At 75.9% G+C, this 26,724-nt stretch carries 28 protein-coding genes; 10 read left to right on the top strand and 18 right to left on the bottom strand.

The window, feature by feature from the left end; translation table 11 throughout:
- Positions 1–148: 148 nt before the first annotated feature.
- The 3 genes from ABZ641_RS03930 to ABZ641_RS03940 form a co-directional block, all read right to left on the bottom strand.
- Positions 149–1,408 (bottom strand): DUF6596 domain-containing protein, encoded by a 1,260-nt coding sequence (locus ABZ641_RS03930; RefSeq protein WP_359978961.1) that lies wholly within the window; start codon positions 1,406–1,408, stop codon positions 149–151.
- The gene (locus tag ABZ641_RS03935) at positions 1,405–1,806 is read right to left on the bottom strand and encodes a YciI family protein (RefSeq protein WP_359978964.1); all 402 of its coding nucleotides are present in this window, start codon (positions 1,804–1,806) and stop codon (positions 1,405–1,407) included. The genes ABZ641_RS03930 and ABZ641_RS03935 overlap by 4 nt, the downstream gene beginning before the upstream one ends.
- 153 nt (positions 1,807–1,959) lie before the next feature.
- Positions 1,960–2,718 carry a phosphoglyceromutase gene (locus ABZ641_RS03940; protein WP_344625240.1) on the bottom strand — a complete coding sequence of 253 codons (759 nt, stop codon included), beginning with the start codon at positions 2,716–2,718 and terminating at the stop codon, positions 1,960–1,962.
- A gap of 149 nt (positions 2,719–2,867) precedes the next feature.
- On the opposite strand from ABZ641_RS03940, the gene ABZ641_RS03945 reads away from it, so the two are divergent.
- A complete protein-coding gene (locus ABZ641_RS03945; protein ID WP_359978967.1) occupies positions 2,868–4,193 on the top strand; it encodes an MFS transporter in 1,326 nt (441 codons plus the stop codon).
- 13 nt (positions 4,194–4,206) lie between these two features.
- Here ABZ641_RS03945 and ABZ641_RS03950 read toward each other — a convergent pair whose 3' ends face one another.
- Positions 4,207–4,758, bottom strand: coding sequence for a YbjN domain-containing protein (locus tag ABZ641_RS03950; protein WP_359978970.1), 552 nt, complete (start codon positions 4,756–4,758; stop codon positions 4,207–4,209).
- Positions 4,759–4,851: 93 nt separating this feature from the next.
- Positions 4,852–6,132, bottom strand: coding sequence for a D-inositol-3-phosphate glycosyltransferase (gene mshA, locus ABZ641_RS03955; RefSeq protein WP_359979002.1), 1,281 nt, complete (start codon positions 6,130–6,132; stop codon positions 4,852–4,854).
- A gap of 469 nt (positions 6,133–6,601) precedes the next feature.
- On the opposite strand from mshA, the gene ABZ641_RS03960 reads away from it, so the two are divergent.
- A complete protein-coding gene (locus tag ABZ641_RS03960; RefSeq protein ID WP_344625238.1) occupies positions 6,602–7,420 on the top strand; it encodes a class I SAM-dependent methyltransferase in 819 nt (272 codons plus the stop codon).
- Positions 7,421–7,703: 283 nt separating this feature from the next.
- Here ABZ641_RS03960 and ABZ641_RS03965 read toward each other — a convergent pair whose 3' ends face one another.
- Positions 7,704–8,252 carry an O-acetyl-ADP-ribose deacetylase gene (locus ABZ641_RS03965; RefSeq protein ID WP_344625237.1) on the bottom strand — a complete coding sequence of 183 codons (549 nt, stop codon included), beginning with the start codon at positions 8,250–8,252 and terminating at the stop codon, positions 7,704–7,706.
- 226 nt (positions 8,253–8,478) lie between these two features.
- Between ABZ641_RS03965 and ABZ641_RS03970 the strand changes: the two genes are divergently transcribed.
- A complete protein-coding gene (locus ABZ641_RS03970) occupies positions 8,479–10,101 on the top strand; it encodes a SpoIIE family protein phosphatase (protein ID WP_359978974.1) in 1,623 nt (540 codons plus the stop codon).
- Positions 10,102–10,186: 85 nt separating this feature from the next.
- Here the strand turns inward: ABZ641_RS03970 and ABZ641_RS03975 are convergent, their stop codons facing one another.
- The 5 genes from ABZ641_RS03975 to ABZ641_RS03995 form a co-directional block, all read right to left on the bottom strand.
- On the bottom strand, positions 10,187–10,528 hold the full coding sequence (locus ABZ641_RS03975; RefSeq protein ID WP_344625235.1) for a DUF2516 family protein: 342 nt from the start codon (positions 10,526–10,528) through the stop codon (positions 10,187–10,189).
- A gap of 123 nt (positions 10,529–10,651) precedes the next feature.
- Positions 10,652–11,212 carry a hypothetical protein gene (locus ABZ641_RS03980; RefSeq protein WP_344625234.1) on the bottom strand — a complete coding sequence of 187 codons (561 nt, stop codon included), beginning with the start codon at positions 11,210–11,212 and terminating at the stop codon, positions 10,652–10,654.
- Between the two features lie 82 nt (positions 11,213–11,294).
- A complete protein-coding gene (locus tag ABZ641_RS03985) occupies positions 11,295–11,681 on the bottom strand; it encodes a helix-turn-helix transcriptional regulator (RefSeq protein WP_344625233.1) in 387 nt (128 codons plus the stop codon).
- 92 nt (positions 11,682–11,773) lie between these two features.
- Complete coding sequence (locus tag ABZ641_RS03990; RefSeq protein ID WP_359978978.1) at positions 11,774–12,625, bottom strand: nucleotidyltransferase; 852 nt, start codon at positions 12,623–12,625, stop codon at positions 11,774–11,776.
- Positions 12,622–13,071 (bottom strand): MarR family transcriptional regulator, encoded by a 450-nt coding sequence (locus tag ABZ641_RS03995; protein ID WP_359978980.1) that lies wholly within the window; start codon positions 13,069–13,071, stop codon positions 12,622–12,624. The genes ABZ641_RS03990 and ABZ641_RS03995 overlap by 4 nt, the downstream gene beginning before the upstream one ends.
- Before the next feature lie 64 nt (positions 13,072–13,135).
- On the opposite strand from ABZ641_RS03995, the gene ABZ641_RS04000 reads away from it, so the two are divergent.
- The gene (locus tag ABZ641_RS04000) at positions 13,136–13,657 is read left to right on the top strand and encodes a MarR family winged helix-turn-helix transcriptional regulator (protein WP_344625230.1); all 522 of its coding nucleotides are present in this window, start codon (positions 13,136–13,138) and stop codon (positions 13,655–13,657) included.
- A gap of 20 nt (positions 13,658–13,677) precedes the next feature.
- On the opposite strand, the gene ABZ641_RS04005 is transcribed toward ABZ641_RS04000, so the two are convergent.
- The 4 genes from ABZ641_RS04005 to ABZ641_RS04020 all read right to left on the bottom strand — a co-directional run bounded on the left by ABZ641_RS04005 (position 13,678) and on the right by ABZ641_RS04020 (position 18,312).
- Positions 13,678–14,250 carry a DUF4291 domain-containing protein gene (locus ABZ641_RS04005; RefSeq protein WP_344625229.1) on the bottom strand — a complete coding sequence of 191 codons (573 nt, stop codon included), beginning with the start codon at positions 14,248–14,250 and terminating at the stop codon, positions 13,678–13,680.
- 73 nt (positions 14,251–14,323) lie between these two features.
- Positions 14,324–14,884, bottom strand: coding sequence for a carboxymuconolactone decarboxylase family protein (locus tag ABZ641_RS04010; protein WP_359978983.1), 561 nt, complete (start codon positions 14,882–14,884; stop codon positions 14,324–14,326).
- A gap of 93 nt (positions 14,885–14,977) precedes the next feature.
- Positions 14,978–15,217, bottom strand: coding sequence for a hypothetical protein (locus ABZ641_RS04015; protein WP_359978986.1), 240 nt, complete (start codon positions 15,215–15,217; stop codon positions 14,978–14,980).
- 8 nt (positions 15,218–15,225) lie between these two features.
- Positions 15,226–18,312 carry a DEAD/DEAH box helicase gene (locus ABZ641_RS04020; protein WP_359978988.1) on the bottom strand — a complete coding sequence of 1,029 codons (3,087 nt, stop codon included), beginning with the start codon at positions 18,310–18,312 and terminating at the stop codon, positions 15,226–15,228.
- Between the two features lie 176 nt (positions 18,313–18,488).
- Between ABZ641_RS04020 and ABZ641_RS04025 the strand changes: the two genes are divergently transcribed.
- From ABZ641_RS04025 to dmpI, 3 genes are all read left to right on the top strand, one after another.
- Complete coding sequence (locus ABZ641_RS04025) at positions 18,489–19,103, top strand: YceI family protein (RefSeq protein WP_344625225.1); 615 nt, start codon at positions 18,489–18,491, stop codon at positions 19,101–19,103.
- 128 nt (positions 19,104–19,231) lie between these two features.
- Positions 19,232–20,140 (top strand): LysR family transcriptional regulator, encoded by a 909-nt coding sequence (locus ABZ641_RS04030; protein WP_359978991.1) that lies wholly within the window; start codon positions 19,232–19,234, stop codon positions 20,138–20,140.
- Between the two features lie 38 nt (positions 20,141–20,178).
- The gene (dmpI, locus tag ABZ641_RS04035) at positions 20,179–20,463 is read left to right on the top strand and encodes a 4-oxalocrotonate tautomerase DmpI (protein WP_359979005.1); all 285 of its coding nucleotides are present in this window, start codon (positions 20,179–20,181) and stop codon (positions 20,461–20,463) included.
- A gap of 28 nt (positions 20,464–20,491) precedes the next feature.
- Here the strand turns inward: dmpI and ABZ641_RS04040 are convergent, their stop codons facing one another.
- Entirely contained in the window at positions 20,492–21,463 is a 972-nt protein-coding gene (locus ABZ641_RS04040; protein ID WP_344625223.1) for a LysR family transcriptional regulator, read from the bottom strand.
- 131 nt (positions 21,464–21,594) lie between these two features.
- Here ABZ641_RS04040 and ABZ641_RS04045 point away from each other — a divergent pair, with 131 nt between their 5' ends.
- A complete protein-coding gene (locus ABZ641_RS04045; RefSeq protein ID WP_359978995.1) occupies positions 21,595–22,878 on the top strand; it encodes an MFS transporter in 1,284 nt (427 codons plus the stop codon).
- Positions 22,879–23,228: 350 nt separating this feature from the next.
- Positions 23,229–23,708, top strand: coding sequence for a macro domain-containing protein (locus ABZ641_RS04050; RefSeq protein WP_344625221.1), 480 nt, complete (start codon positions 23,229–23,231; stop codon positions 23,706–23,708).
- Here ABZ641_RS04050 and ABZ641_RS04055 read toward each other — a convergent pair.
- Positions 23,696–24,223, bottom strand: a complete 528-nt coding sequence (locus tag ABZ641_RS04055; protein ID WP_344625220.1) for a GNAT family N-acetyltransferase — start codon at positions 24,221–24,223, stop codon at positions 23,696–23,698. The two genes, ABZ641_RS04050 and ABZ641_RS04055, sit on opposite strands and share 13 nt — an antisense overlap.
- Before the next feature lie 232 nt (positions 24,224–24,455).
- On the opposite strand from ABZ641_RS04055, the gene ABZ641_RS04060 reads away from it, so the two are divergent.
- Positions 24,456–25,235 carry a TetR family transcriptional regulator gene (locus ABZ641_RS04060; RefSeq protein WP_344625219.1) on the top strand — a complete coding sequence of 260 codons (780 nt, stop codon included), beginning with the start codon at positions 24,456–24,458 and terminating at the stop codon, positions 25,233–25,235.
- 41 nt (positions 25,236–25,276) lie between these two features.
- Here ABZ641_RS04060 and ABZ641_RS04065 read toward each other — a convergent pair whose 3' ends face one another.
- Positions 25,277–26,581, bottom strand: coding sequence for a GNAT family N-acetyltransferase (locus tag ABZ641_RS04065; RefSeq protein WP_359978999.1), 1,305 nt, complete (start codon positions 26,579–26,581; stop codon positions 25,277–25,279).
- Positions 26,582–26,724: the final 143 nt, after the last annotated feature.

Here is a 26,724-nt window from a genome sequence, read left to right on the forward strand (position 1 = left end):
CGGGCAGCGCTCAGCATGGGGTTTGGCGTGCCCGCGCCAGGTGCGGACCACCACGCTAGGAGCGGCCGCCCGCCCCGTCAATGGTCTGAACCAGTCTGCGGCACAGGCGGACTGACGGAGCGTCGGCGGATTGCCGCCGGCGGCGGGCTCACCCCTCGCGGCCGGGCGGCCCCTCCGCGGCCCGCCCGTGCAGCTGCGCGGCCCGGGCGGTGAGGTAGCGCCGCTCCGGCATGCTGGTCGTCCGGGCCGCCGCCGTGCGGTACGAGTCCAGCGCGCCCGCCGTGTCGCCCGCCGTCTCCAGCAGGTGGGCCCGCACGGCGTGCACCCGGTGGTGGCCGGCGAGCGGCCCGCCCTCCGCGTCGAGTCCGTCGATCAGTTCCAGGGCGGCGGCCGGACCGTTGACCATGGCGAGGGCGACCGCCCGGTTGAGCGTGACCAGCGGGCTGCCGGCCACCTGCTCCAGCAGTCCGTACAGGCCGAGGATCTGCGGCCAGTCGGTGTCCTCGGCCCGGGCGGCCGCGTCGTGGACGGCCGCGACGGCGGCCAGCAGCCGGTACTCGCCCGGCCGCCCCCGGTGGGCGAAGGAACTCCTGAGCAGCGCGGTGCCTTCGGCGATCAGGTCGCGGTCCCAGCGGGTGCGGTCCTGCCGGTCCAGCGGGACGAGCTCGCCGTGCGGGCCGGTGCGGGCCGGCCGGCGGGCCTCGGTCAGCAGCATCAGGGCCAGCAGCCCGGTCGTCTCGCCGTCGGCCGGCAGGCTCCGGTGCAGCTCCCGGGCCAGCCGGACGGCCTCGCCGGACAGGTCGGCCCGGTGCAGGACGGGCCCGCCGGAGGTGGTGTAGCCCTCGTTGAACATCAGGTACAGCACGTGGAGCACCCGGCGGAGCCGCTCCGGCCGGTCCGGCGCGCCCGGCTCCGGCACGTCGAACACCGTCGAGGACCCCTTGAGCCGCTGCTTGGCCCGGCTGATGCGCTGCGCCATCGTCGCCTCGGGGACGAGGTGGGCGGCCGCGATCTGGGCGGTCGTCAGGCCGCCGACCGCCCGCAGCGTCAGGGCGATCGCCGAGGCGGGCGTGAGCGCCGGGTGGCAGCACATGAACAGCAGGGCCAGGGAGTCGTCGGCCGCCGGTGCCTGCGCCGCGGCCGGCTCCCTCGCCACGCGCTCCTCGCGCCGCCGCCGCGCCGCCTCGCTGCGCATCAGGTCGGTGCGGCGGCGCTCGGCGGTCCGCAGCAGCCAGCCGCGCGGATTGTCCGGGACGCCCTCCGCGGGCCAGTGCCGGGCGGCGGCGATCAAGGCCTCCTGGACGGCGTCCTCGCAGGCGCAGAAGTCGCCCCACCGCCGGGTCAGCACGCCGAGGACCTGCGGCGCCAGCGAGCGCAGCAGGTCCTCGACGACGGGCCGGTCGGTCACAGGTCGAACGCCGCGTCGGTCATCACCTGGCGCACCTCGACCGGCTGCTGCGTCGGCACCCCACCGGGGCCGGGCACCGCCGAGATCCTGGCGGCGATCTCCAGGGCACGGGCCTCGGACTCCACCTCGACGAGGTTGAACCCGGCCAGCACCTCCTTGGACTCCGGGAAGGGGCCGTCGGTCACCACCGGGGCCGAGACCCCGTCCGAGCGCACGATCCTGGCCAGCCGCGGGTCGGCGAGCGGCGTGAACTGCACCATCTCCCCGCTCGCGACCAGTTCCTCGGTCAGCGCCGCGTAGTAGTCGAAGTGCGCCGCGACGTCGCCCGGGGCCCACCGGTCCATGGGCTCCTCGAACGCTCCGCCGTCGTGGTTGACCATCAGCAGGTACTTCGGCACGTGGACTCCTCGCTCTTTGGCGCGCCGCGGTGGCGCACCCGCTCCGTGGACGGAGCCGTCACCCGGTTCTCTACACCGACCCGGCCGAGGACGCGGATCGGCCCCCCGCCCGGCGCGGGAAGCGCCGGACGGGGGGCCGATGGCGTGGGGCTGTTACTTCTTGCCCTGGTTCTTCACGGCCTCGATGGCGGCGGCCGCGGCCTCCGGGTCGAGGTAGCGGCCACCGGGGGTGACCGGCTTGAAGTCGGCGTCGAGCTCGTAGACGAGCGGGATGCCGGTGGGGATGTTCAGGCCGGCGATGTCGGCGTCGGAGATACCGTCCAGGTGCTTGACCAGGGCGCGCAGGCTGTTGCCGTGGGCGGTCACCAGGACGGTGTTGCCGGCGGCGAGGTCCGGGACGATCGCGTCGTACCAGTAGGGGAGCATGCGCTCGACGACGTCCTTGAGGCACTCGGTGCGCGGACGCATCTCGCTCGGGATCTCGGCGTAGCGGGCGTCGCCGGCCTGCGAGTACTCGGCGTCGTCGGCGAGCACGGGCGGCGGGGTGTCGTAGGAACGGCGCCACAGCTGGAACTGGTCCTCGCCGAACTCGGCGAGGGTCTGGGCCTTGTCCTTGCCCTGCAGGGCGCCGTAGTGGCGCTCGTTGAGGCGCCAGCTGCGGTGGACCGGGATCCAGTGGCGGTCGGCCTTGTCGAGCGCGATCTGGGAGGTGCGGATGGCGCGGCGCAGGAGGGAGGTGTGCACCACGTCGGGGAGGATCCCCTCGGAGAGGAGGAGCTCGCCGCCGCGGGCGGCCTCCTTCTCGCCCTTCTCGTTGAGGTCGACGTCGACCCATCCGGTGAAGAGGTTCTTCTGGTTCCACTGGCTCTCGCCGTGGCGGAGCAGGATGAGTCGGTAGGTCGTGTCAGCCATGGGCGCCAGTTTAGAGGAGCCGGTTATCCGCTGGTCCGACCGTCTCATCCCGGGTAATGTGCGGCTACCACTTGTGCCACTTACCGAGCGTCCGGGCGGTCCACCCCTCCTCCCGGGCGCGCCGGTCGGTCATGCCCCGGGAGCCGCCGATGTCCGCCGCCGTCCGCCTGCGCAGCACCGTCTCCCAGGCGGTGGGCGGGCTGCCCCGCCAGTTCTGGTGGCTCTGGACGTCGACCCTGGTGAACCGCCTCGGCGGCTTCGTGGTGACCTTCCTGGCCCTCTACCTCACCGACGACCGCGGCTTCTCCCCCGCCTACGCGGGCCTGGTGGCCTCGCTCTTCGGCCTGGGTTCGGCGATCGCCGCCGTCGGCGGCGGGGTGCTGGCCGACCGCTGGGGCCGGCGGCCGACCCTGCTGGCCGCGCAGCTCGGCACCGCGGTGTCGACCGCCGTCCTGGGCTTCTGCCAGGACCGGGTGGCGATCGCCGTGACGGCCTTCCTGGTCGGCCTGGCGAGCAACGCCTCCCGGCCGGCGATCTCGGCGATCATCGCCGACCTCGTCCCCGCCGAGCACCGCGTGCGGGCGTACTCGCTGAACTACTGGGCGATCAACATCGGCTTCGGCGTCTCCGCGGCGGTGGCCGGTCTGATCGCCGCGCACGGCTACCTCGCGCTGTTCCTGATCGACGCGGCCTCCACGCTCGCCTGTGCGGTGGTGGTCTTCGTCCGCGTCCCCGAGTCCCGGCCGGAGTCCCGTCCCGAGCAGCGCCCGGCGGGCACGGCCGCGGCCGGCGCCGTCCCGGCGGAGCCCCCGGCGGGCCTGGGCACGGTCTTCCGGGACGGCCGGTTCATGGCGCTGGTGGCGGTGAACCTGCTGCTGGCCGTGGTCGCCCAGCAGGGCAGCACCACGCTGGCCGTCGACATGGGCCTGGCGGGCATCTCGGCGGCCCGGTACGGCCTGGTCATCGGCCTCAACGGCGTGCTGATCGTGCTGCTGCAGCTGCCGCTCACCCGGGCGATGGAGGGCCGCAGCCGGACGGGCCTGCTGGTCGCCAGCTCGCTGCTGACCGGCTGGGGCTTCGGTCTGACCGCGCTGGCCGGCGGCTCGGCCGGGTTCTACGCCGCCACCGTGGCGGTCTGGACGATCGGCGAGATCATGGCCGCGCCGACCATGATGGGCCTGGTCGCCGAGCTGTCCCCGGCCCGCGCCCGCGGCCGCTACCAGGGCGTCTACTCGCTCTCCTGGTCGCTGGCCTCGTTCGTCGGCCCGGCGGCCGGCGGCTACCTGCTGGAGCACGCCGGCGGCCGGGCGGTCTGGGGTGCCTGCGCCGTCTTCGGCACGGTCGCGGCGGGGGCCTTCCTGCTGCTCGGCCGGCGGCCCGCACCGGCCACGGCTCCGGCCGGGGCCCCGGCGGCGGCCGACCGGGCGGCCGACACCGTCGCCGCCGAGCCGGCCGCGAGCGCCGCGGGCGGCTGACCGCCCGTCCCGCTCAGTCGGCCGCGACCGGCCCGGGGGCGTCCGCCGCGGGCCCGTCGCCGGCCGGGCCGGCCAGGTGGGCGAAGGCCGAGAGGTTGCGGGTGGACTCGCCGCGCTTGGTGCGCCACTCCCACTCGCGGCGGATCGCGGTGGCGAAGCCCAGCTCCAGCAGGGTGTTGAAGGGCTCGTCGGCGTTGTCCAGGACGGTGCCGAGCAGCCGGTCGACGGCGTCGGGGGTGAGCGCCTCCAGCGGCAGCCGCCCGGCGAGGTAGACGTCGCCGAGCCGGTCGACGGCGTACGCGACGCCGTACAGCCTGGTGTTGCGTTCCAGCAGCCAGCGGTAGACGGCCTCGTGGTTCTCGTCCGGCCGGCGGATCACGAACGCGTTGACCGACAGGGTGTGGTCGCCCACCCGCAGCGCGCAGGTGGTGGACAGCTTGCGGGTGCCGGGCAGCGTCGCGACCAGCGTGTACGGGTCGGTCACGGCCGGCTCCCACCCCACCCCGGCCTCGTCGAGCGCGGTGCGCAGCAGGGTCAGCGCCTCGTCCTTGGTACGGAATGCCATGACGCCGACGCTACTCGGCGGTACGGCCCGGCACCCAGCAGGGGCACGGGGAAACCCGGCGGGCACGGGGCGACGGGCGCCCCGTGCGGTGCCTCAGGCGAGCCGGAGCCCGCCGGCCGGGCGGGCCATCGCCTGGGCGTAGACCTCCGCGGTGGCGGCGGCCGCGGTGTCCCAGCCGAACCCCGCCGCGTGCCGGGCCGCCGCCGCGCCGCGCTCGCGCACCAGCTCGGGGGCGGTGGCGTACGGCTCCAGCGCCGCCGCCCACCGGGCGGGGTCGTGGCCGTGCACCAGGCTGCCGGTGACGCCGTCCCGGACGGCGACGGGCAGGCCGCCGACCGCGGCCGCCACCACCGGGGTGCCGCAGGCCTGCGCCTCCAGGGCGACCAGGCCGAAGGACTCGCTGTAGGAGGGCATCACCAGCGCGGTCGCGGCGCGGTACCACTCGGCGAGCCGCGCCTGGCCCACCGGCGGGTGGAAGCGGACGACGTCCGAGATGCCGAGCTGGGCGGCCAGCTTGTGCAGGCTCTCCGGCTTCGCGAGGCCGGTGCCGGACGGCCCGCCGACCACCGGGACGACCAGCCGCTCGCGCAGCTCGGGCCGCCGGGCCAGCAGCACGGCGACCGCGCTGAGCAGCACGTCGGGCGCCTTGAGCGGCTGTATCCGGCCGGCGAACAGCAGCACTGCGGCGTCCTGCGGCAGCCCGAGGGCGGCCCGGGCGGCCGACCGGCTGCCGGGACGGAAGACGTCCAGGTTGACGCCGGGGTGGACGACCGCGAGCTGGTCGCCGCGGGCGTCGTAGTGGTGCGAGAGCTCGGCCGCCTCCTCGGCGGTGTTGGCGATCAGCCGGTCCGCGGCCTCCACGACCTGCGTCTCGCCGATCACCCGGGCGGCCGGCTCGGGGGTGTCGCCCTCGGCCAGCGAGGCGTTCTTGACCTTCGCCATGGTGTGCATGGTGTGCACCAGCGGCACGCCCCAGCGCTCGGCGGCCAGCCAGCCGACCTGCCCGGACAGCCAGTAGTGCGAGTGCACCAGGTCGTAGTGGCCGGGGCGGTGGCCCGCCTCGGTGCGCAGCACCCCGTGGGTGAAGGCGCAGAGCTGGGCCGGCAGGTCCTCCTTGACCAGGCCCTCGTACGGCCCGGCGGTGACGTGGCGGACGAGCACGCCGGGGGCGAGCTGCACGGTCGGGGCGTCGTCGGAGGCGATCGCCCGGGTGAACACCTCGACCTCGATGTCCAGCTCGGCGAGGCGCTTGGCGAGCTCCACGATGTAGACGTTCATGCCGCCGGCGTCGCCGGTGCCCGGCTGGTGCAGCGGCGAGGTGTGGACGCTCAGCATGGCGATCCGCCGCGGACGCCGCGGCCGCCCGCCGATCAGCGCCTGGAGGCGGCCGCGACGGGCCGACGGGGCGGTGCCGGCGGTCTGCGCCGGGCCCGTGCCCAGCTGCGCGAGCCGCTCGCGACGGGCCGCGCGTACGGGGTGCTGCGTCACCTGGCTGAAGCCTCCTCGTGCTCCCCGGTCGATGGTGCATCCGGTCGTGCGGGCAGGGTCGCGGACCCCGGCGGGCGGTGGGCCCGGCCGCGGCGGTCCGCGTCCGACGCACAGCCGCCCGGAACCGGTCGTTCCGGGCGGACGGACGTCCAGTGTGCCAACCAGGGGAGCTGCGGCGGGTATTCCCGGATGACCGGTGAGACCGCCGACGGGCCCGCCGCGGCCCGGAACCCGTGGTCGGGCGCCCACGGCCGGGTGCCCGTGGCCCGGCGCACGCGGCCCGGATTCGACGCCGGGGCTCCGGACCGGGGTCCGGACGGCCGCCGCCGCCCGGGCCGCCGCGTACGCTGCGGGCATGGCCGCCTTCGACCCCTCCCCCGCCCGCGGGCCGCGTTCGACCCGGCCGGTCGGGACGGTGACCCGGGGCACCACCAACACCAACCGGCTGCGCCGGATGGACCGCTGGATCGTCCACACCATGGCCCGGACGCTGCGCGCGGCCCCGCAGCCGCCGATCGCGGTGGACCTCGGTTACGGGGCGGCCCCGTGGACGGCCGTCGAACTCGCCTCCCGGCTGCGGGCCGGCCGGACGGACGTCCGGGTGGTGGGCATCGAGATCGAGCCGGCCCGGGTGGCGGCCGCCCTGCCGTACGCGGACCCGCCGCTGCTGACCTTCCGGCGGGGCGGCTTCGAGGTGCCGCTGGACGGCGCCTCGGCGCACCTCGTCCGGGCCGCCAACGTGCTGCGGCAGTACGAGGAGGAGTCGGTGGCCGCGGTCTGGGAGCGGCTCTGCGGCCGGCTGGCCCCGGACGGCCTGCTGGTCGAGGGTACCTGCGACGAGATCGGCCGCCGCCACGTGTGGGTGGCGCTCGGACCGGAGGGGCCCCGCACCGTCACCTTCGCGGCCCGGCTCGCCGACCTGCAGACCCCCTCCGACCTGGCCGAACGGCTGCCGAAGGCGCTGATCCACCACAACGTGCCGGGGCGGCGGGTGCACGCCTTCCTCACCGAGTTCGACCGGGCCTGGGCCGCGGCGGCGCCGTACGCCGCCTTCGGCGCCCGGCAGCGCTGGACGGCCGCCTGCGCCGCGATGGCGCAGGGCTGGCCGCTGGTGGACACCCGCCGGTGGCGGCACGGGGAGGTCACCGTGGCCTGGTCCGCCCTGGCGCCGTAGCAGGCCGGCGCGGCACGGGTCCGCCTGCTGGCGTGGGACGGGCCTGCGGGACGGCTCGGCTGTGCGGAGCGGCGGATTCACTCGAACGAGTTATCGAATTCCTCTGGCGTGTTGACGCCTCGTCACGCCACCATGGAATCGATCGCACGAACTGCCGACAGCCACGTGAGGTTCCGTCAGCTCCGCTGCGTCACACCGCACGCACCGCACGCACCGCACACATCGCACACACCACGGGCCCCGACCACGCACGGCGCCGGCACCGCCGCGGACGGGCCGGCCCTCAGACCTCCGACTCCAGCGCGCGCCACACCCGTTCGAACACCCCGTAGACCTCGGCCCCGAACAGCACGAAGCGCACCTCGGCGACCTCGCCCGCCCGGCCTCCGGCCACCTCGTCCGCGACCGTCGTGAGGGCGATCCGCGCCGCGTCGTCCAGCGGCCACCCGTAGATCCCGGCGGAGATCGCCGGGAAGGCCACCGAACGCGCCCCCAGCTCCACCGCCACCCTGAGCGACTCCCGATAGCAGGAGGCCAGCAGCCCAGCCCGCTCCGCCCGATCCTCCGTCAGGAACACCGGCCCCACGGTGTGCACCACCCACCGGGCCGGCAGCCGCCCGGCCGTCGTCGAGACGGCCCGGCCGGTCGGCAACCCCTTGCCGTAGTGCGAGGCCCGCAACCGACGGCAGTCCGCCAGGATGTCCGGACCGCCCCGGCGGTGGATCGCGCCGTCCACCCCGCCGCCGCCCAGCAGCGACGAGTTCGCGGCGTTCACCACCACGTCCACCTGCTGATCCGTGATGTCACCCTGCACAAGCGTGATCTGCGTCACCGTCACCGACCTCCTGTCAGTCCCCTCCGCAGTCCCCCTCGCAGGGCCCTCACGGTAATCGCGAACGCCGCCGAGAGCGTGGCAATAACCACAGCAGCGGCCGCCAGTCAGAGAAATCCCCGGAGATCACGTTATGGTCGCGAGAAGCTCCCCGACCCGCGGTGCCAGGCGGGCACTGCGCACGGACGTCAGCCGTTGGGCAGTCGGGGAAAGGAAGGATCGACCAATGCCCGCAACGGGAGACGGGCGGGCATCCGCTGCCGCTGCCAGGCTCGGCGCCGCCGATGCCGCCGACACCGCGCACCGCGCGGGCACCGGAACGAACACGCCCACCACCGCCGCGGCCGGGCGCCCCGCCGCCGGCCGACCGGTCGCCCAGCGCGCCAAGGCGGCCGCGGAGACCGGCGCCCCCAGGTCGGCCCGCCCCGACGGGGCCCGCGAGCCGGCGCCGATACCGCATCCGCGGACGACCCCGTCCGAGCGGGGCGAGCCCTCCGACGAGGCGCCGTACCGGCTGCTGGTCGTCGCGGACGCCGGCTCCGGGGACGTCAGCCTGATCGAGTCGCTGGTCGCCGAGAGCGGCGCCCGGGTCGAGCTGCACCGCGCCGGGGGCATCGAGGAGGCCGCCGCGCTGCTGGCCCCCGTCCCGATGGTCGCCCGGCGCACCCGCCAGCGCCCGGTGGACTTCAACTGCGTCCTGCTCGACCTCGCCGCCCCGGCCCACGGCACCCAGGGCGGGCCCGCCGCCGCCGAGCACTTCCCGTCCGACGGGCTGGACGGGCTGCGCGAGCTGCGCCGCCGCGCCCCGCACGTCGCCCTGGTCGTCCTCACCGACGCGGCCGGCGCCGAACTCGGTGCCGCGGCCGTGGCCGCCGGCGCCCAGGACTTCCTGGTCAAGCGCGAGACGGACGGCCCGCTGCTGGCCCGCGCCCTGCGGTACGCGGTCGAGCGCAAACGGGCCGACGAGTCGCAGCGCCGACTCGTCGAGGCCGAACTCCGCGGCCAGGAGAACGCCCGCCTGCAGCGGCACCTGCTGCCGACCCCGCTGCTCGACGGCGCGGGCCTGGCCTTCACCCGCCGCTACCGGCCCGGCCGCCGCCGGGCGCTGCTCGGCGGCGACTTCTACGACGCCGTCCGCACCGACGACGGCACGGTGCACGTGGTCATCGGCGACGTCTGCGGGCACGGGCCGGACGAGGCCGCGCTCGGCGTGGCCCTGCGGATAGCGTGGCGGACTTTGGTCTTCGCCGGGCTCACCGGGCAGGAGCTGCTCACCACCCTCCAGCACGTGCTGGAGCACGAGCGGCGCAGCGACGAGATCTTCGCGACGCTGTGCATGCTGGTCCTCGTCCCGGGCGCGGAGACCGTCGGTGCCGACCCGGCCGACGGCACGGCCGTGGGCGTCACGGCCGCGGACGGCGCTGCCGGCACCCTGCCGGTCGAGACGGTGCGGCTGTTCCTGGCGGGCCACCCGGCGCCGCTGCTGCTCGGCCCCGACGGGCCGCCGCGGCTGCTGCCGGCGGACCAGGCCGGTCCGGCGCTGGGCCTGCTGCCCTGCGACGACGGGCTGGCCGCCTGGCCCGCCGTGGAGCTGGAGCTGCGGCCCGGGTGGAGTCTGCTGCTCTACACCGACGGCCTGGTCGAGGGCCGGGTCGGGGCCGGGTCGCGCCGGCTCGGCCAGGACGGTCTGATCGAGCTGATCGCCGACCACCACGCGACCGGGCTCACCCGGGGCCGGCTGGTCGACAGCGCGCTCGCCGAGGTCGAGGAGCTGAACGGCGGTGCCCTGACGGACGACGTCGCCGTGCTGCTGCTGGAGCGCAATCCGGTGCCCGCCCTGATGGGCTGAGCCACCGGGCGCCGAGAGGGCGGCACCCTTGCGGGGGTGCCGCCCTCTCGGCGTGTCGTCGGACGGGTCGTCGTCGGGGACGCTCCTACCAGGGCCCGTACGGGCCGATGTTCCGCCGGTTGCCGCCGCCGCGGCCGTCGGTGAGCTGCTTGATCGCGGGCCGCACGTCGACCACGTAGACGATGGCCGCGACCAGGCCGATCAGGGTGAGGAAGTTGCCGAGGACGTTGGCGCCGAGGAGCAGGTCGATGCCGAGCGCGAGACCCAGCACGATCAGCCAGAAGCCCTTGGTCTTCTTGTCCGCGGCCCGGTAGGCGTCCTCACGGCGGATCGCCGCGTCCACGAAGGCGAACAGCTTGAAGCCGATGATCGCGACGGACAACCACCACAAGGGGTTGAGCACGTCGAAGAGCAGGATGTGGAACACTGCGGACTCCTCACTGCGGCCTCGGCTCCTCCGCCCATGGTGGCACGGCGGACGGCCCGCGTCGGGGACAACGATCCGAACCGCCCGGGTGTGCCCGGGACGGCGGACCTGCGGGCCTTCCCGTTACTTGCCGGCGGACTTGCGGGCGCGGGCGGCCTTCTTGGCGGTGGGGGCCGGCTCGGCCGGCCCGTCCTGGGCGGTCTCCTCGGGGGCCGCGGCCTCGGCCGGCTCGGCGTCGAGGGCGACCTCGGTCACCGCCGCCTCGGCGGCCACCTCGCCCGCGGGCTCGACGGTGCCGGTGCGGTTCTTCTCGACGACGGCCTTGCCGCGCTCGGCCAGCTCGTCGTAGGCCTCCTTGGCCTTGACCGCGAACTCGGCGGCACGGCCGACCTGCTGCAGGGCGAAGGTCTGGGCCTTCTCCTGGAGCTCCTTCAGGTCCTTGAGCTCGGCGGGCAGCGCGGTGACGGCCTCGGTGACCTTGCCCTGGGCCTCGACCAGCAGGCTCTGCGCCTCCTGCAGCCGGGCGGCGGCCTTCTCCTGGGCGGCCTTGCGGTCGGCCGCGAGGGCCTCGACCTTGCCGGGAACTTCGCGGAGCTTCTCGTAGGCGAGGTCGCCGGCGCCGGCGAGGGCGTAGAGCGGGGTCGGGTCGCTGAGGGTCTTCTTGATGTCGTCGGTGATCGGCATGGCCGGTCCTCCCGGGCGTTGCTGGTGCGTGCGGTGGTCTGGTGCGGTGCCGCAGCCGGGGCGCCGTCGCCCCGGCGGCGGGTCAGTCCTCTGCGGCAGGAGACGCGTCGGGCGCGGGCGCGCTCTCGCGGTTCTCCTTGAGGAAGGCGTCGTAGACGGCGAGCAGGGCCTGCTTCTGCCGCTCGTTGATCAGGGGGTCGGCGAGGATCGCGACGCGGAGTTCGAGCCCCTCCTCGCGCCGCTCCTCCAGGATTCCGGCCTGCACGTAGAGCGTCTCGGCCGAGATCCGCAGCGCCTTGGCGATCTGCTGCAGGATCTCCGCGCTGGGCTTGCGCAGTCCGCGCTCGATCTGGCTGAGGTAGGGGTTGGACACCCCGGCCGCCTCGGCCAGCTGCCGCAGCGAGAACTGCGCGTTCCGGCGCTGCTCGCGGATGTACTCGCCGAGCGAGCCGACGTTCAGTGAGGCCATGCCTCCAGCATGCACAGCACTGCTTGCAATTGCAAGCACGCTGCTAACTGCAGCAATCAGCACGCCGCCCCGGCCCGCCGCCCGGCCGCCGGTCAGGGGCGGGGTGCCTTGGCACCGTGGACGGCGGTGTACTCGGCGGCGAGCCAGGGGGCGAGGTCGGTCACCAGGAGGGCCAGCACGGCGGGGTCGGGGGTGGGGGTGCGGGCGGTCGCGGCGGCCAGGCGCATCTGGTCGGCGCGGGCGGGGTAGCGGGCGGCGAAGACCTCGGCGGACCGGGCGAGGTCGCTCGTCCAGCCGTTCCAGTCGGGCATGACCAGGGTGAATCCCGTCCGCACCAGCCGGCGGGAGATCCCCCGGACGAGCCGTCGGCGCTCTTCCTCGTCCGGGTCGGCGGCCAGGCGTTCCCGCCAGCGGGGCAGGGCGAGCGCCAGGTCGCCGTTGGTCTCGCGGGCGAGCAGGCGGCTGGGCCGGTAGCGGGGCAGCTCCCGGGCGAGGTCGTCCCCGATCAGCGGGGTGCACAGGCAGGCCACGAAGAAGCCCAGGTCGTGGCGTTCGAGCGGACCGAGCAGGGTGGCCGCGCCGTAGACGAGCACCCCGGCGCCGTCGACCACCGGGAAGTCCCTGTCGAGGCCGGCGCCGAGGGCCTCGGCGTCGGCACGGTCGGCCCCGGTCGGCTCCCGGCGCAGGGCGAGCAGCAGGTCGAGGTCGGAGACCCCGGGGACGGCCGTCCCGCGCGGGATGCTGCCGTAGAGGTAGGCGCTGTGCAGCCGGTCGGCCCCGAAGAGGGCGGACGTCCGGGTGCGGACCGCGTCGACGAGCGGACGGAAGGCCGTCGGGACGCGGTCGAGGGAGCCCTCGCGGGCGATGGTTCCATCCTCGGCGAGCCCTCGGTCGTCCCGCTGCCCGCCACCGGAGCCGCCGGAGTCGCCCGAGCCGCCGGTCACGCGGACGCCCCGGCTCGGCGTTCGAGGTTGCCCGCCATGACGGCCAGGACGCGGACGGTCTCCGCGTACTGATCACGGGTCAGGCCGGCCAGGACGGCGGTCCGCAGCTCGGCGACCCGGGCCTCGACCGCGTCGTGGAGGTCGCGGCCGGCGGCGGTGAGGCGGAACGCACCACCGTCCGCGGGTTCGGCCCAGCCGCGCGCCACCAGCCCGTCGGGACCGTACAGCGGGCCGCCGTCGCCGGCTCGTGCGTCGGCCCGGAACGGGGCGAGGGCGGCGGCGAGCCCGTCGGGCGTGTGCGGGCCGCCGGCCAGGGTGTGCAGCGCCTGCCACCGGTGCCGGTCGACGCCGAGGTCGGCGAGGTCGGCGGCGAACCCGTCCTCCAGGAGGTCGTGCAGGTGCTTCAGCCAGTGGCCGATGGGGCGGTCGGTCGGGTCGGCGGTCATGGCGGCTCCCCCATATCCATGTATAATGACATGCAATTGTTCTCCACTATGGACCGGGACGGCGATGGACCGCAAGGACGTTCCCGCGGCGCAGCCGGCGGCCGACGCTCAGGCCGCCGAGATCGCCCGTGCGCTGGTGGCGCTGCGCCGCAGCCAGTCCCGGCGGGCGCTCGCCCGGCTCGCCGCCCACCGGACGGGACCGCCCGCCGTCGGTGCGTCGACCGCGCCGCCGGACGGCGTGGTGGAACTGCTGGACGCGGTGGAGGACGCCTCCGCGCTCACTGTGACCGAAGCGGCCGCCGCGCTCGGCGTGGACCAGCCGCGGGCCAGCCGGCTGGCCGCCCAGGCGCTGGCCGCGGGGCTGCTGCACCGCGAGGCCGACCGGACGGACGGCCGCCGTTCGCTGCTGCGGCTCACCGCGGACGGCCGGGCGCTGCTCGACCGGGTGCACGCCTTCCGCCGCGGGGTGGTGGCCGAGACCACGGCCGACTGGAGCCCCGAGGACCGCGCCGACCTGGCCCGGCTGCTGGGCCGCTTCGTCGCCGACTTCACCGCGGTCACCGGTACCGGCCGCCGCCCCGTCTGACGCCCCGGCCCGGACGGCCGTCAGCGGCGCGGGGCGATCCCGAGGCGGCGGGCCAGTTCGGGTGCCAGCGGGTAGGGGCGCTCGGGCGGCAGCAGCCGGACGGCCTGGGCGTTGCGCCCGGCCCGGATGAGCCCGGCGATCCGGTGCACCTGGGGCGTGAGGTCGGTGACCGAGACGGTCCACTCGTCGACCAGGGCGCCGATCATGGCGCGGCCCACCCCGATCTGGATGCTGTAGTGGTTGAGCGGGGCGCCCGCCGCGGACCGCTCCGGGTCCCACTGGACGTGCACGGCGGCCCGGGCGAGCACGTCCGGGTCCCCGGTGGTCGGGGCGGCGGCGGCCAGGGCGCTCTCCCAGCCCTCGCGGGTGATCCGGACGGCCAGCACCCGCTCCTGCCCCGGCTTGCGGGCCCAGTTGCTGCGGTGCATCAGCCAGCGGAAGGAGGGCTTGATCCAGGTCATCCGGCCGCGCGAGAACGGTTCGACGAACCGCCCGGCGGCGACGGCCGGGCCGGCGATCGCCGGCCCGTACGCCTGGTAGACGACGATGGTGCGCTCGTCGAAGTCGGCGCGGATCTGGCGCAGTTCGGTCACCGGCCCACCCTGTCAGCCGGCCGCCCGGCCGCGCAGGGGGTTTTCCGCCGCGCCGGCCGGACGGGGCGGGCGGCTACGCGGTCGGGGCCGGGACGGCGCAGGCCGCGGAGAAGCCCTGGCTGGTCAGGCCGAAGGCGCTGTTGATGCGCGAGCGGAAGTTCTCCAGCGCGGCGATGGCGGTGAGTTCGACGAAGGCGGCCTCGCCGAGCCGGGCGAGCAGGGCGGCGGCGAGTTCGTCGGTGACGGCGGGCTCGGTCTCGGTCACCGCCTCGGCGTAGGCCATCACCTGCTGTTCGAGTTCGGTGAACGCCTCGGTGTGCTCCCGCCACTGCGGCACCAGGGCGATCTTGTCGAGCGGCAGGCCGAGTCCGTCCGCGGCCCAGTGGCCGTAGTCCAGGCACCAGGAGCAGTTGATCCGGGCGGCGGCGGCCATCACGGCGAGGTGCTTGAGGCCGGGGTCGAGGGCGTTCCAGCGGGCGACGCCGCGCTCGGTGCGGACGAAGGTGAGCAGCACCCGGCTGTTGTGGCCGAGGGCGAGCCCGGGGTCGAGGACCTTGCCGTACGTCCGCCGGGAGTACCAGGCGCCGATGCGGTTGAGCAGGGTGCGGGGCGGGGTGAGCGGGATGCGGGCCATGGCCGTGCCTCCTGGGTCGTCGCGCTGTTCTCGCAGAGGGGACGGCGCGGCGCCCGGAAACGTGACACCGGGCGGCCGGGGGGCGCGGTGCGCTCAGCCCGTGCCGGTGAACCGCCGGTAGGCGGGGGCGAGGAGGTCGGCGAGGTCGCGGCCGCGCACGGTGCAACCGGACGGGCCGAGCGGGTCCAGGGCGGGGGCCGCCGGGCGGTCGTCGCCGTCCGTGCGGAGGGTGAAGTCGCCTTCCCAGAAGGCGCGGTCCGCTCCGGCCGGGCCGGCGGCGGGGCGGGCGTCGGGACGTTCGGCGGGACGTTCGTCAGGGCGTTCGGCGGTCATGGCGGCGGTCAGGCTCCGGTGGCGTCGGCGGAGAGGGTGAGCAGGTCGCGGAGGGCGTCGGCGGAGAGTTCGGTGATCCACTGCTCGCCCTCGCCGACGACGGTGCCGGCCAGGGTCCGCTTGGCCTCGACGAGGTCGGCGATCCGTTCCTCGACGGTGCCGGTGCAGACCAGCCGGCGGACCTGCACGCCGCGGCGCTGGCCGATCCGGTGGACCCGGTCGGTCGCCTGGTCCTCGACGGCCGGGTTCCACCACCGGTCGAGGTGGACGACCTGGTTGGCGGCGGTGAGGGTGAGTCCGGTGCCGCCGGCCCGCAGCGAGAGCAGGAACACCCCGGGTCCGTCGGGCTCCTGGAAGCGCCGGACGAGCCGCTCGCGCTCCGGCCGGGGCGTGCCGCCGTGCAGGTGGAGGACCTCGGTGCCGAGCCGCTCGGCGAGGTGGGGGCGGAGCCGGGCGGTGAACTCGGTGTACTGGCTGAAGACCAGGGTGCGCTCGCCGCTCGCGAGGGCCGCGGCGAGGATCTCCTCCAGCCGGTCGATCTTGCCCGAGCGGCCGGCCAGCGGGCCGCGGTCGCGGACGAGTTGGGCGGGGTGGTTGCAGACCTGCTTGAGCCGGCCGAGGGCGGAGAGCACCGCGCCCTTGCGTTCGACGCCGCGGGTCCCGTCGAGGCGCTGCATCAGGTCGGCGACCACCGCCCGGTAGAGGCCGGCCTGTTCGGCGGTGAGCCCGCACGGGACGGTGAACTCCTGCTTGGCGGGCAGGTCGAGGGCGATCGCGGGGTCGCTCTTGACCCGGCGCAGCAGGAACGGCCCGGCGAGCCGGCGCAGCCGTTCGGCGGCGGCCGGGTTGGCGTTCTGCTCGACGGGGACGGCGAAGCGTTCGCGGAAGGACTCGGCGCTGCCGAAGAGTCCCGGGTTGGCGAAGTCGAGGACGGCGTGGAGTTCGGCGAGCCGGTTCTCCACGGGGGTGCCGGTGAGGGCGATCCGCGGGCCGGAGGGCAGCGAGCGCAGGGCGCGGGAGCGGTCGGTGGCGGTGTTCTTGACGGCCTGGGCCTCGTCGGCGACGATCCGGCGCCAGCGGACGGCGGCGAGGTCGGCGGCGTCGCGGCGGACGGTGTCGTAGCTGGTCACGACGAGGTCGGCGACGGCCGCGGCGGTGCGGGCGGTACCGCGTTCGGGGCCGTGGTGGAGCCGGACGCGCAGGCCGGGGGTGAAGCGGGCGGCCTCCCGCTGCCAGGTGCCGACCATGGAGGTCGGGCAGACCAGCAGGGTGGGTCCGGTGGCGCCCTCGGCGTGCTCGCGGGCTAGCAGGGCGAGCGTCTGGACGGTCTTGCCGAGTCCCATGTCGTCGGCGAGGACGGCGCCGAGGCCTAGTCCGCCGAGGGCGTGCAGCCAGGCGGCGCCGCGCCGCTGGTAGGGGCGGAGTTCGCCGTGGAATCCGGGCGGGGCGGCCTCGTCCGAGGTGTCGGCGGGGTCCGTACCGGCGCGGCCGGCGAGCAGGTCGCCGATCGGTCCGTCGGCGTGGACGGCGGTGACGGGGAGGCCGGCGATGTGCGCGGTTTCGTCGAGGGCGAGCCGGAGCAGGTCGGCGCGGTCCATGGTGCCGGTGGCGTGGCGGGTGAGGAAGGCGTGGGCGGCGCGGATCTGGGCGGTGTCGACTTCCGTCCAGCGGCCGCGGAGGCGGACGAGCCCTTGTTGGGCGGCGGCGAGTTCGGCGAGTTCGTCCTCGGTGAGGGGGGTGTCGCCGAGGGCGGCCTGCCAGCGGAAGGCGAGCAGGTCGTCGCGGTCGATGCGGGAGGGCCGGTCGACGGCGCCGGGGGTGGCGGTGCGGGCGGTGAGGGTGAGTCCGAGCCGGGGGCGGCGCTGCCACCAGGCGGGCAACAGGATGCCGAAGCCTGCGCGGTCGAGTGCGGGGGCGGCGTCGCGGAGGAAGGCGAGGGCGCCGGCCCGGTCGAGGGCGAGGCCGGTGGGCCGGATCTCGCGGGCGGTGGTGCGCAGGGCGGGGTAGAGCAGGGCCGCCCGGTCGAGTTCGGCGGCGAGGGCGGCCGCGGGCTCGGGGACGGTGCGGGCGAGGGCGGCGTGGCCGGGGCCCTCCGTCCACAGGTCGGCGGCGGGAACGAGCAGGGACGGCCGGTCGGCGGCCCGGAGCAGCAGGTCGAGCCGCCAGTCGTCGTCGGGGCGGCCCTCGGGTTCCTCCTCGGTGGGGCCGAGCGGTTCGACGAGCCGCAGCACCAGCCGGACGGCGGGGTCGGCGGGGATCCGGGCGTGCCAGGCGGCGAGGCGTTCGGCGAGTCCGTCGGGGACGGTGTCGAGGCGGCCGTCGGGGGCGTGCAGGGCGGTCAGCCAGGGGTCGTCGCCGGGTGGGGGCGGCCGGTCGGCGAGGGCGGCCCGGGCCTCCAGGTCGGTGAGGGTGTCGAGCGCGTCGGCGAGCAGGGTGTCGGCCCGGCGGCGGCCGGCGGCGGCCGCCGGGTCGGTGGCGAGGCAGACCCGCGGGCAGCCGGCGGCGAGGGCGGCGGCCTCGGCGCGGTCCTCGCCGTCGGGTGCGGGCCGCCAGCGGGCGTACGGGGTGCCGTCGGCCTCGTGGAGGGCGGGCAGGACGCGGCCGCGGCCGACCAGCCGCCAGGCGAGGTCGTGCACGGCGGTGAGCCAGCGCAGCGAGGAGCCGTACGCGAGTTCGGTGGGCGGGCCGTCGTCGGGCTGGCAGTGGGCGGTGGCGCGGTGCGGGTCGAAGAGGGCGCCGAGGAGTTGGGCGGTGTGCGGGCCTTCGAGGACGAGGACGGGGACCCGCCAGGGGGTGGGGGCGGCGCCCTGCGGGCGGGTGCCGGTGGGCAGTTGGGGCGAGGGGGCGGGGGCGCCGCCGAGCGAGGGCAGGTGCAGGGTCGCCCAGCGTTCGGCGGCCTGGGCGGCGAGCCAGCCGGGGCCGGGGCCGAGGCCGGCGAGCAGGCGGGCGACGGCGGCGGCGGGGAGGGCGTAGGGGTGTGCGGCGGGGCCGGCTCCGGGCCCGGGGCGGGTCGGCCGGTCGTGGTACGCGGCGCCGCTCTCGGCCCAGAGGGCGAGCCGGCCGCCGTCCTGCCAGAGGGCGTGCAGCGCGTCCATGGGTGGAACCTTCCGTGGGCCGACCGGTTCACCTTAACCGGGGGTCTCCGGGGGCAGTCCGGCCGCCGTTCGCCGGCCGGACGAAACTAGTGGTTGAACTTTGAACCAGATGGGGTTATGGTGGAGCCAACAAGTTGAAGCCTAAACAATATGGCTTCGCACCAGAGGAGGAAGCCATGGGCATCTTCAGCCGCCGCAACGACACCGCCACCGCCGTCGCCACCACCCCGGCCGCCGTCAACAGCCCGGACCTGGGCCACCTGAGCGGCGAGTGGGCCATCGACCCCGCGCACAGCCGGATCGGCTTCGCCGTCCGCCACGCGATGGTGACCAACGTCCGGGGCGAGTTCACCGAGTACGACGGCAAGCTCAAGCTGGACGGCGCCGAGCCCGGCAACTCCTCCGCCGAGCTGGTCATCAAGGTCGCCAGCGTGGACACCAGCCAGGCCCAGCGCGACGAGCACCTGCGCACCGGCGACTTCTTCGCCGCCGAGACGTACCCGGAGATCCGGTTCACCTCCACCTCCGCCGAGCGGATCGGCGAGGACACCTACCGGATGACCGGTGACCTCACCATCAAGGACGTCACCAAGCCGGTCGTCCTCGACCTCGACTACACCGGCCACGCCACCGACCCGTACGGTGCCGCCCGGATCGGCTTCGAGGGCCGCACCACCGTGGACCGCACCGAGTGGGGCCTGACCTACAACGCCGCACTGGAGACCGGCGGCGTGCTGATCGGCGAGAAGGTCAAGCTCACCTTCGACATCTCCGCCGTCAAGTCCGCCTGACGGCAGCACGGTTCGCGACACCCGGCCACGCCCCCGCCGACACCGACGGCGGGGGCGCCGCCGTGCCCGGGCCCGGCCGGCCCGCTCCGCCGTCGGCTACAGTCACAGGTCGAGCGGGGGGTACGGCCATGGAACTGCGGCAGCTGCACTGCTTCGTCGCCGTCGCCGAGGAACTGCACTTCGGCCGGGCCGCCGAGCGGCTGCTGCTCGGACAGCCCGCCGTCAGCCAGCAGGTCCGCTGCCTGGAGCGGGAGTTGAAGGTCGAGCTGTTCGACCGCTCGCCCCGCCACGTCCGGCTCACCCCGAGCGGAGAACGCTTCCTGCCCGCGGCCCGCGCCGTCCTGGACGCAGAACGGTCCGCGCGCGCCCTCGCCGCCACGCTCACCGCCCCGGACCGCCTCCGCCTCGGCACGGTCACCGGCCTCGGCACCCGCCTCGACCGCATCCTCGACGCCTACGAGCGGCACGCCCCCGGCGTGGAGGTGGAACTCTGCGCGCTGCCCGCCGCCGAGCGGCTGGCCCGGCTCGCCGACGGCCGGCTCGACGCCGCCTTCGTCCGCGGCGTCCCGCCGGAGCAGGACGGCGAACTGCGCCTCCTCGCGCTCTGGGAGGACGAGTTGACCGTCGCGCTGCCCGCCCGGCACCCGCTCGCCGAACAGGACGCGATCGACCTCGCCGACCTCGCCGCGCTCCCGCTGCGGCTCACCGAGCGGCGCAACCACCCCGCCCTGGTCGACCTGGTGACGGCCGCCTGCCGGGAGGCGGGCTTCGAGCCCGTCCCGGGCCCGGCCTCCGGCACCCTGCAGGACACCCTCGCCGCCATCGGCTCCGGCCCGGCCACCTGGACGGTGGTCTACACGGAGAACGCCCGCAGGACGGTGTCGGGCCGGGTGGCCTTCCGTCCGCTGCGCACCCCCCGCCTCGCCCTGCCCACCTCGCTGGCCGTCCGGCGCGGCGCACCGCTGCCCCGGCTGCTGCTCAGCGCCTGCCGGCAGGACCGGGTGCAGTCCGCCCCGCCCCCGAAGAACAGCCGCTGACCTGCAACGATCAGGGTTCGTGATCGCTGCCAGAGCCGATCGGGTCTGGGTCGCGGCCCACCCCCGGGTGTGGACTCCTCCCAGGAGGCCGGGCTGGGCGGAGGAGCCGCACCGGACGGCCGAGGACCGAGGAGAGCACCATGCCGATCGTCACCGTGCAGCAGGGCCCCCGCACCGTCGAGCTGAAGCGCGAGCTGGTCAAGAAGATCACCGACGCCTTCGTCGAGGCCTACGAGATCCCGGCCGAGACCGTCCAGGTGTGGATCCACGAGGTCCCGGCCGACAGCTGGGGCGCCGCCGGCACCCTGATCGCGGACAAGTAGCCGCGACCGCGCCACCAAGGGCCGCGGGTCATCCCGTTCCGGGCAGCAGGGCGGCGTCCTCCGCCGGCAGCCAGCTGCCCGGCGGGCGCCGCAGCCAGCCCTCCCGGCGCCCCAGGTCCGCCGCCGCCGCGAGCAGCGCGGTCAGCCCGGGGTGGCGCAGGCCGGGCCGGTGCACCAGGCCCACCAGGCTGAGCGGCACCGGGTCGACCAGCGGCCGGGTGACGCAGCCCGGCACCTCGGGCCCGCCGACGGTGGTCAGCACCGGTTCGCGGTGCCGGGCGAGGTAGCGGGCGAGCTCCGGCACGCCGACCGGCGGGGCGTGCCCGGGTGCGGCCGTCAGACCGTGCGCGGCCAGCAGGTTGAGCCCCAGGTCCGTCCACTCGGTGGTGGCCGGGTTGCCGGCCAGGACGTCCACGGGGTGGCCGGCCAGGGCCGCCACCGGGACGGCTGCCCGGCCGGCCAGCGGGTGGTCGGCCGGCAGGAAGACCGCCATCGGCTCCAGCCGGACGGGGACGTGCGCGAGTTGGGCCCGGACCCGGGCGGGCAGGCCGGGCTGCCGGCCGAAGGCCACGTCCAGCCGGTGCGCGAGCAACTCCGCCGCGGCGGCGGCCAGTCCGCCGTGGAACCGGGCGAGCAGCTCGGCCTCCGGCTCCGCGGCGCGGGCCGCGGCGAGCAGCCGGCCGGGGGTGAGGTCGGCGCCGTCCACGTCGTTGCCGAGGTCGACCAGCAGGGGCCGGGCCCGGACGGCGGAGACGATCTCGTCGTGCAGGGCCAGCAGGCGGCGGGCCTGCGGCAGCAGGGCCTCCCCGGCCGGGGTCAGCTGGACGCTGCGCGTGGTGCGGTGGAACAGCACCACTCCCAACTGCCGTTCCAGCGCCCGGACGTCCCGGCTGAGCGCCTGCTGGGCGAGGTGCAGCAGCGCGGCCGCCCGGCCGAAGTGGAGGGTCTCGGCGGTCGCGACGAATCCGCGCAGCAGCCGGGGGTGCAGGTCCTGGGGCATGATCACGGCAGCGTAGGCAACCGGCCGCCGATTGACAACGCAGATGCGTGAATCGGGCCGAACAGGTGTTGGACCTGCGGCCCGGGCGGCGGCGAGGCTGGTGGCACCGCCGATCCTCGACCGGGAGACCCGTGTCCGCCTCGTACCGCCGCATCCTCGCCCTGCCCGGGGCGCTCGCCTTCACCCTCGCCGCGCTGCCGGCCCGCCTCGCGATGTCGATGAGCGGGGTCTCCACCGTCGTCCTGATCGCGGAACGGCGCGGCTCCTACGCACTGGCCGGGGCCGTCTCCGCCGCCGGGCTGGTCTCCCTCGCCGTCCTGCTGCCGCTGCTGGGCCGCCTGGTCGACCGGTACGGACAGGCCCGGGTCGCGGTGCCCTCCGTCCTGGCGGCCGTGGTGCCGACGGCGGGGCTGCTGCTCTGCGTCCGGTCCGGCGCACCCGACTGGACGCTGTTCCTGTGCTGGGCGGCCTCCTCGACGGCGCCCAACGTCGGCGGGATGGTCCGGGCGCGCTGGGCGCACCTGCTGCGCGGCGACGAGGCCGGCCGGCACCTCGCCAACTCCCTGGAGCAGGCGCTGGACGAGCTCTGCTTCATGCTCGGCCCGGTGCTGGCCGTCCTGCTCTGCCGGGCGTTCACCCCGGAGACCGGGCTGCTCACCGCGGGGGTGCTCTGCACGGCCGGTGTGCTGCTGCTGGCCGTGCAGCGCGGCACCGAACCGCCGCTCGCCCCGGCGTCCGCGGGCACTGCCGGCGAGGAGGGGACGAGCGGGGCCGGCCGGCCGGCGGGCGGGCGCGGCAGCCTCCGGGTGCTGCTGCCGATGTTCCTCGCCACCGGGGTGGTGTTCGGCTCGATGGAGGTCACCACCATCGCGTACACCGACGCGACCGGGCACGGCTCGCTGGCCGGGCTGCTGCTGGGCCTGGTGGCGGCCGGATCGTGCGTGTCGGGGCTGGTGTCCGGGCTGCTGCGGCCGCGCCGCGGCCCGGCCGCCCGGCTGCTCGGCGGCGTCGCGGCGATGGCCGGCCTGATGCTGCTGCCCGCGGCGGCCGGATTCTTCGGCGCGGGGCCCGCGGTGCTGGCGGCGGCCCTCTTCCTGGCGGGTTCGGGCACCGCGCCGACCATGGTGAGCGGGATGACGCTCGTCCAGCAGCTCGTACCGGCCGGCCGGTTGAACGAGGCGATGGCTGCGGCGGTCTCGGCGATCCTGGTCGGCATCTCGGCCGGCTCGGCGATCGGCGGCGCGGTCGCCCAGCGCCTCCCCGCGGGTTCCGGCTACCTCGTCCCGGCCGCGGCCGCGGCCACCGCCCTGCTGATCGTTGCGGCCGGCGCCCGCCGGCTGCGCGCCGCGGCCCCCTCCCCCGCCGAGCACCGGGCCACCGACCGGGCCGTACCCGCCGCGGCCTGCGCAGACTGACCCACCGCACCGACCAGACCCCGGCACCCGCCGCCCACACCGGCCACCGGCACCGCAGGCCATCGCCGAAGAGGCCACGCACCTGCACGGAAACACCACCGCGCCGCCCCGGCCACCCTCCCCGGCCGACGCCGCGCCACCCCTCACGACCCCACCGCACCGACCAGACCCCGGCACCGGCGCCCACACCGGCCACCAGCCCCGCAGGCCATCGCCGAAGAGACCACGCACCTGCACCGAGACACCACCGCACCGCCCCGGCCACCCTCCCGGCTGACCCCGCGTCACTCGTCGCGGGCCGACGGAAATCCCCGGGCCCGCTGTCGGTGCCGGGCGCTAGCGTCGCGGACATGGCCGCAGGGATCACGTACGTACGGGGGGACGCCAGTGCGCCGCAGGGCGCCGGGGTCAAGGTGATCGCGCACGTCTGCAACGACCTGGGCGGCTGGGGCAAGGGCTTCGTGCTGGCGCTCTCGCGGCGCTGGCCGGAGCCGGAGGCCGCCTACCGGGCGTGGCACCGCGACCGGGCCCGGAACGGCTTCGGGCTCGGCGCGGTGCAGTTGGTCCAGGTGGAGAGGTACGTCTGGGTGGCGAACCTCGTCGGCCAGCGGGGCATCCGCACGGGCCGTTCCAGCGGGGTGCCGGTGCGGTACGAGGCGATCGACGCGGGGCTGGCGGAGCTCGCCGGGCACGCCCGGCGGCTGGGGGCGTCGGTGCACATGCCGCGGATCGGCTGCGGGCTGGCCGGCGGCCGCTGGGAGCGGGTGGAGCCGCTGGTCCGCGCCCGGCTGGCCGAGCAGGGGGTGGCCGTGACGGTCTACGACCGGTGAGCCGGCCGCGGCCAGCTGTACTCGTACTCGGTGACCTCGTGGCCGCCGGGGAACACCGCGGTCCGTTCGGCGGTGCGCACCCCGCCCTCGCGCTCGTAGAAGGCGATGGCGCGGTGGTTGTCGCGCAGCACCTCCAGGCGGAGGGCGGCGGGTGCGGCGCGGTCGAGGGCGGCGCGCAGCAGCCGGGTGCCGATGCCGCCGCCGGTGCGGCCGGGGCGGACGTGCAGGTTGTCGAGCAGGACGCGGCCGTCGGGTTCGGGCACCAGGTAGGCGAAGCCGACCGGTGCGCCGCCGGGCTCCTCGGCGAGCAGCAGGACGGGGGTGTGCTCGGGGCCGCCGTAGTCGGCGGTGAGGCGCAGCTCCCAGATCTCCAGGCGCTGGGCGGGCAGTCCGTCGCCGAGCGCCTCCGCGGGGACGAGGCCTGCGTAGGCCGTGCGCCGGCTGTCGGCGTGCAGGGCCGCGACGGCGGGGGCGTCGGCGGGTCCGCCCTCGCGGACGGTGATCTCGGCGGTCATGTCCCGAGCCTTTCACGGGCCGCCGGGGCCCGGTCCGGCGCGGCCGCGGCCGGTTCCGCTTGAAGTCGCCCCGGGAGCGGCCCTAGAGTCTCCCGGAGCAGGTTTTGAACGCGTTCGAAACCTGCGGGGGCGGACCGCACCGGGTACGGAGGGGAGATCCGGTGCGGCTCCGCCCGGCCCGCGCCGCCCGGCCCGGGCGGGACACCCTCCGCGCCCGGCTAGGCTCAGGGCCGTGGACGAGCAGAAGGGCGGCACCCCAGGCATGGACGAGAGCGCCCAGGACGCCGGGCTCGGGGCGGAGCTCCCGGGTGGCCGGGCGCGCCCCAAGACCGGCAAGAGCGAGCAGACCCGGGCGCTGATCCTCGAGACCGCGATGCGCCTGTTCCAGGAGCGCGGCTACGAGAAGACCACCATGCGCGCGATCGCGGCCGAGGCCGGGATCTCGGTCGGCAACGCGTACTACTACTTCGCCTCGAAGGAATTCCTCATCCAGGGGTTCTACGACGGGATGACGGTCGAGCACGCCGTGGACGCCGTGCAGCGGATGCAGGGCCACACCGAGTTCGCCGACCGGCTGCACCTGGCGCTGTCCTCCTGGCTGGACACCGCCGCGCCGTACCACGAGTTCGCCGCCCAGTTCTTCCGGACGGCCGCCGACCCGAACAGCTCGCTCAGCCCGTTCGCCAACGAGTCGCACCGGGCCCGGGCCACCGCCGTCGGGCTGTTCCGGGACGTGCTGACCGGCTCCGACGTCGCACCCAAGCTGGACAAGGAGCTGGCCGAACTGCTGCCGGACCTGCTCTGGCTGCACCTGATGATCATCGTGCTGTACTGGGTCTTCGACCACACCCCGGACCAGGAGCGCACCCGCGAGTTCGTCCGCCGGTCCACCCCGATGGTCGCCAAGGTGGTCGTGCTCTCCCGCTACCGGGTGTTCCGCCCGCTGGTGCGGGACGTGAAGGGCCTGATCCAGGACTTCATCCTGCCGACGATAGGCCGCACCGCGACCTGAGGCCCGCGGCCGGCGTCCCGCGCCGGAGTGGGGCCCGCCGGTCAGAAGCCGTCCGGGTTCCAGGCCTGCACGGCGGTGCGCAGCAGCAGGTCGGCCCGGTCCGCCGCGCCGCCGGTCAGCTCGGTCAGCAGGCCGGCCGCGTACAGCCGGACGGCGGACTCGGTGCCCAGGTACAGCGCGGCGAGCGCCGAGGCGTCCAGCGCGAGGTCGGCGGCCTCCCCGGTCGGGGTGCAGCGGCCGGTGCCGTCGGCGGCGGTCTCCAAGGCCCAGCGGCCGGCCGCGAAGCCGTCCGGGTCGGCGACCTCCAGGACCAGCCGGCCGGGGGCGCGGTAGCTGCGGGCGGTGAACGCGGCGGGCAGGTCGAGCAGCCTCAGCCAGAGGAAGTCGGAGCTGTCCCGGCCGGGGACGGCCGCGCGGGGGTCGGTGAGCAGCAGCGGCAGCGGGTCGTCGGGGGCGAGGTTGCCGATCGCGACGGTGCGGACCCAGTCCACCGAGAACGCCAGGCGCCACAGCGCCACGGCGGCCTCGCGGTCCAGCGCCAGGAAGTCCTGGACGGTGAGGGTGCAGTTCGGCAGGTTGCCCTCCCACACGTCGTCCACCGTGTAGGCGATCAGACCGGTGACGGTGCCCTCGGCATCGCGGTGCAGCGCGAGGAAGGGCTCCTTCCAGTCGAAGCCGGGCAGGGTGACCTCGCCGGTGTGCAGCTTCCACCAGGTGTCGCTGCGGCCGATCGCGCCGGGCTGCCGCCGCCGCCAGCGCTCGTGGAGTTCGGCGCCGTGCTTGCGGGCCTCGGCCATGGTGACGAAGTCGGTCCGCCCTCCGGAGGCGGGCAGGTCCTCGCGGAGCCGGCCGCGGCCGAGGTCGACCGTCCAGGACTGGTTGCGGGTGGCCGGGCCGAAGCCGTACCGGCCGTAGATGGGGTGCTCGGCGGCGATCAGGATCGCCGCGGCGCTGCCGCGCTCCTTCGCGGCCGCGAGGTCCTGCCCCATCATCCGGCGGAGCAGGCCGCGGCGGCGGTGGGTGGAGTTGACCGTCACGGCGGTGATCGCGTCGACCGGCAGCAGGGCGCCGCCGGGCACGGTGAGCCCGGTGTCGAAGCTGCGGAAGGTGGCCACGCAGCGGGACGGGTCGTACGGGTCGAAGGCGCCGAGGAAGCGGCCCGGCTCGAAGGTCAGCCGCCGGTACTCGGTGCCCTCGGCGAGGTGCGGGCGGAGGAATCCGCGGGCCACCGCACGGTCCCACAGCGGGAGTTCGTCCTCGGTGACGGCCCGGACCTCGACGGCGTCCGGTGCGGTCGGCCGCCCCTCGGTGTGCCGGCCGGCCCCGGCCGGTGCGTCCTTGCTCATCCGGCCACGGTACGGCGGGTCCCGGGGACCGGCATCCGAATTTCGGCGCGGCCCGCGGCACCGGCGGCGTGACGTCCCCGGGGGCTGCGGAGTCCGCCCGGTGGGGCGCCGCCCCACCACCGACGGCCCGCGCCGGCGCGGCC

This window comes from Kitasatospora sp. NPDC007106, assembly GCF_040634455.1.
GTDB lineage: Bacteria > Actinomycetota > Actinomycetes > Streptomycetales > Streptomycetaceae > Kitasatospora > Kitasatospora arboriphila.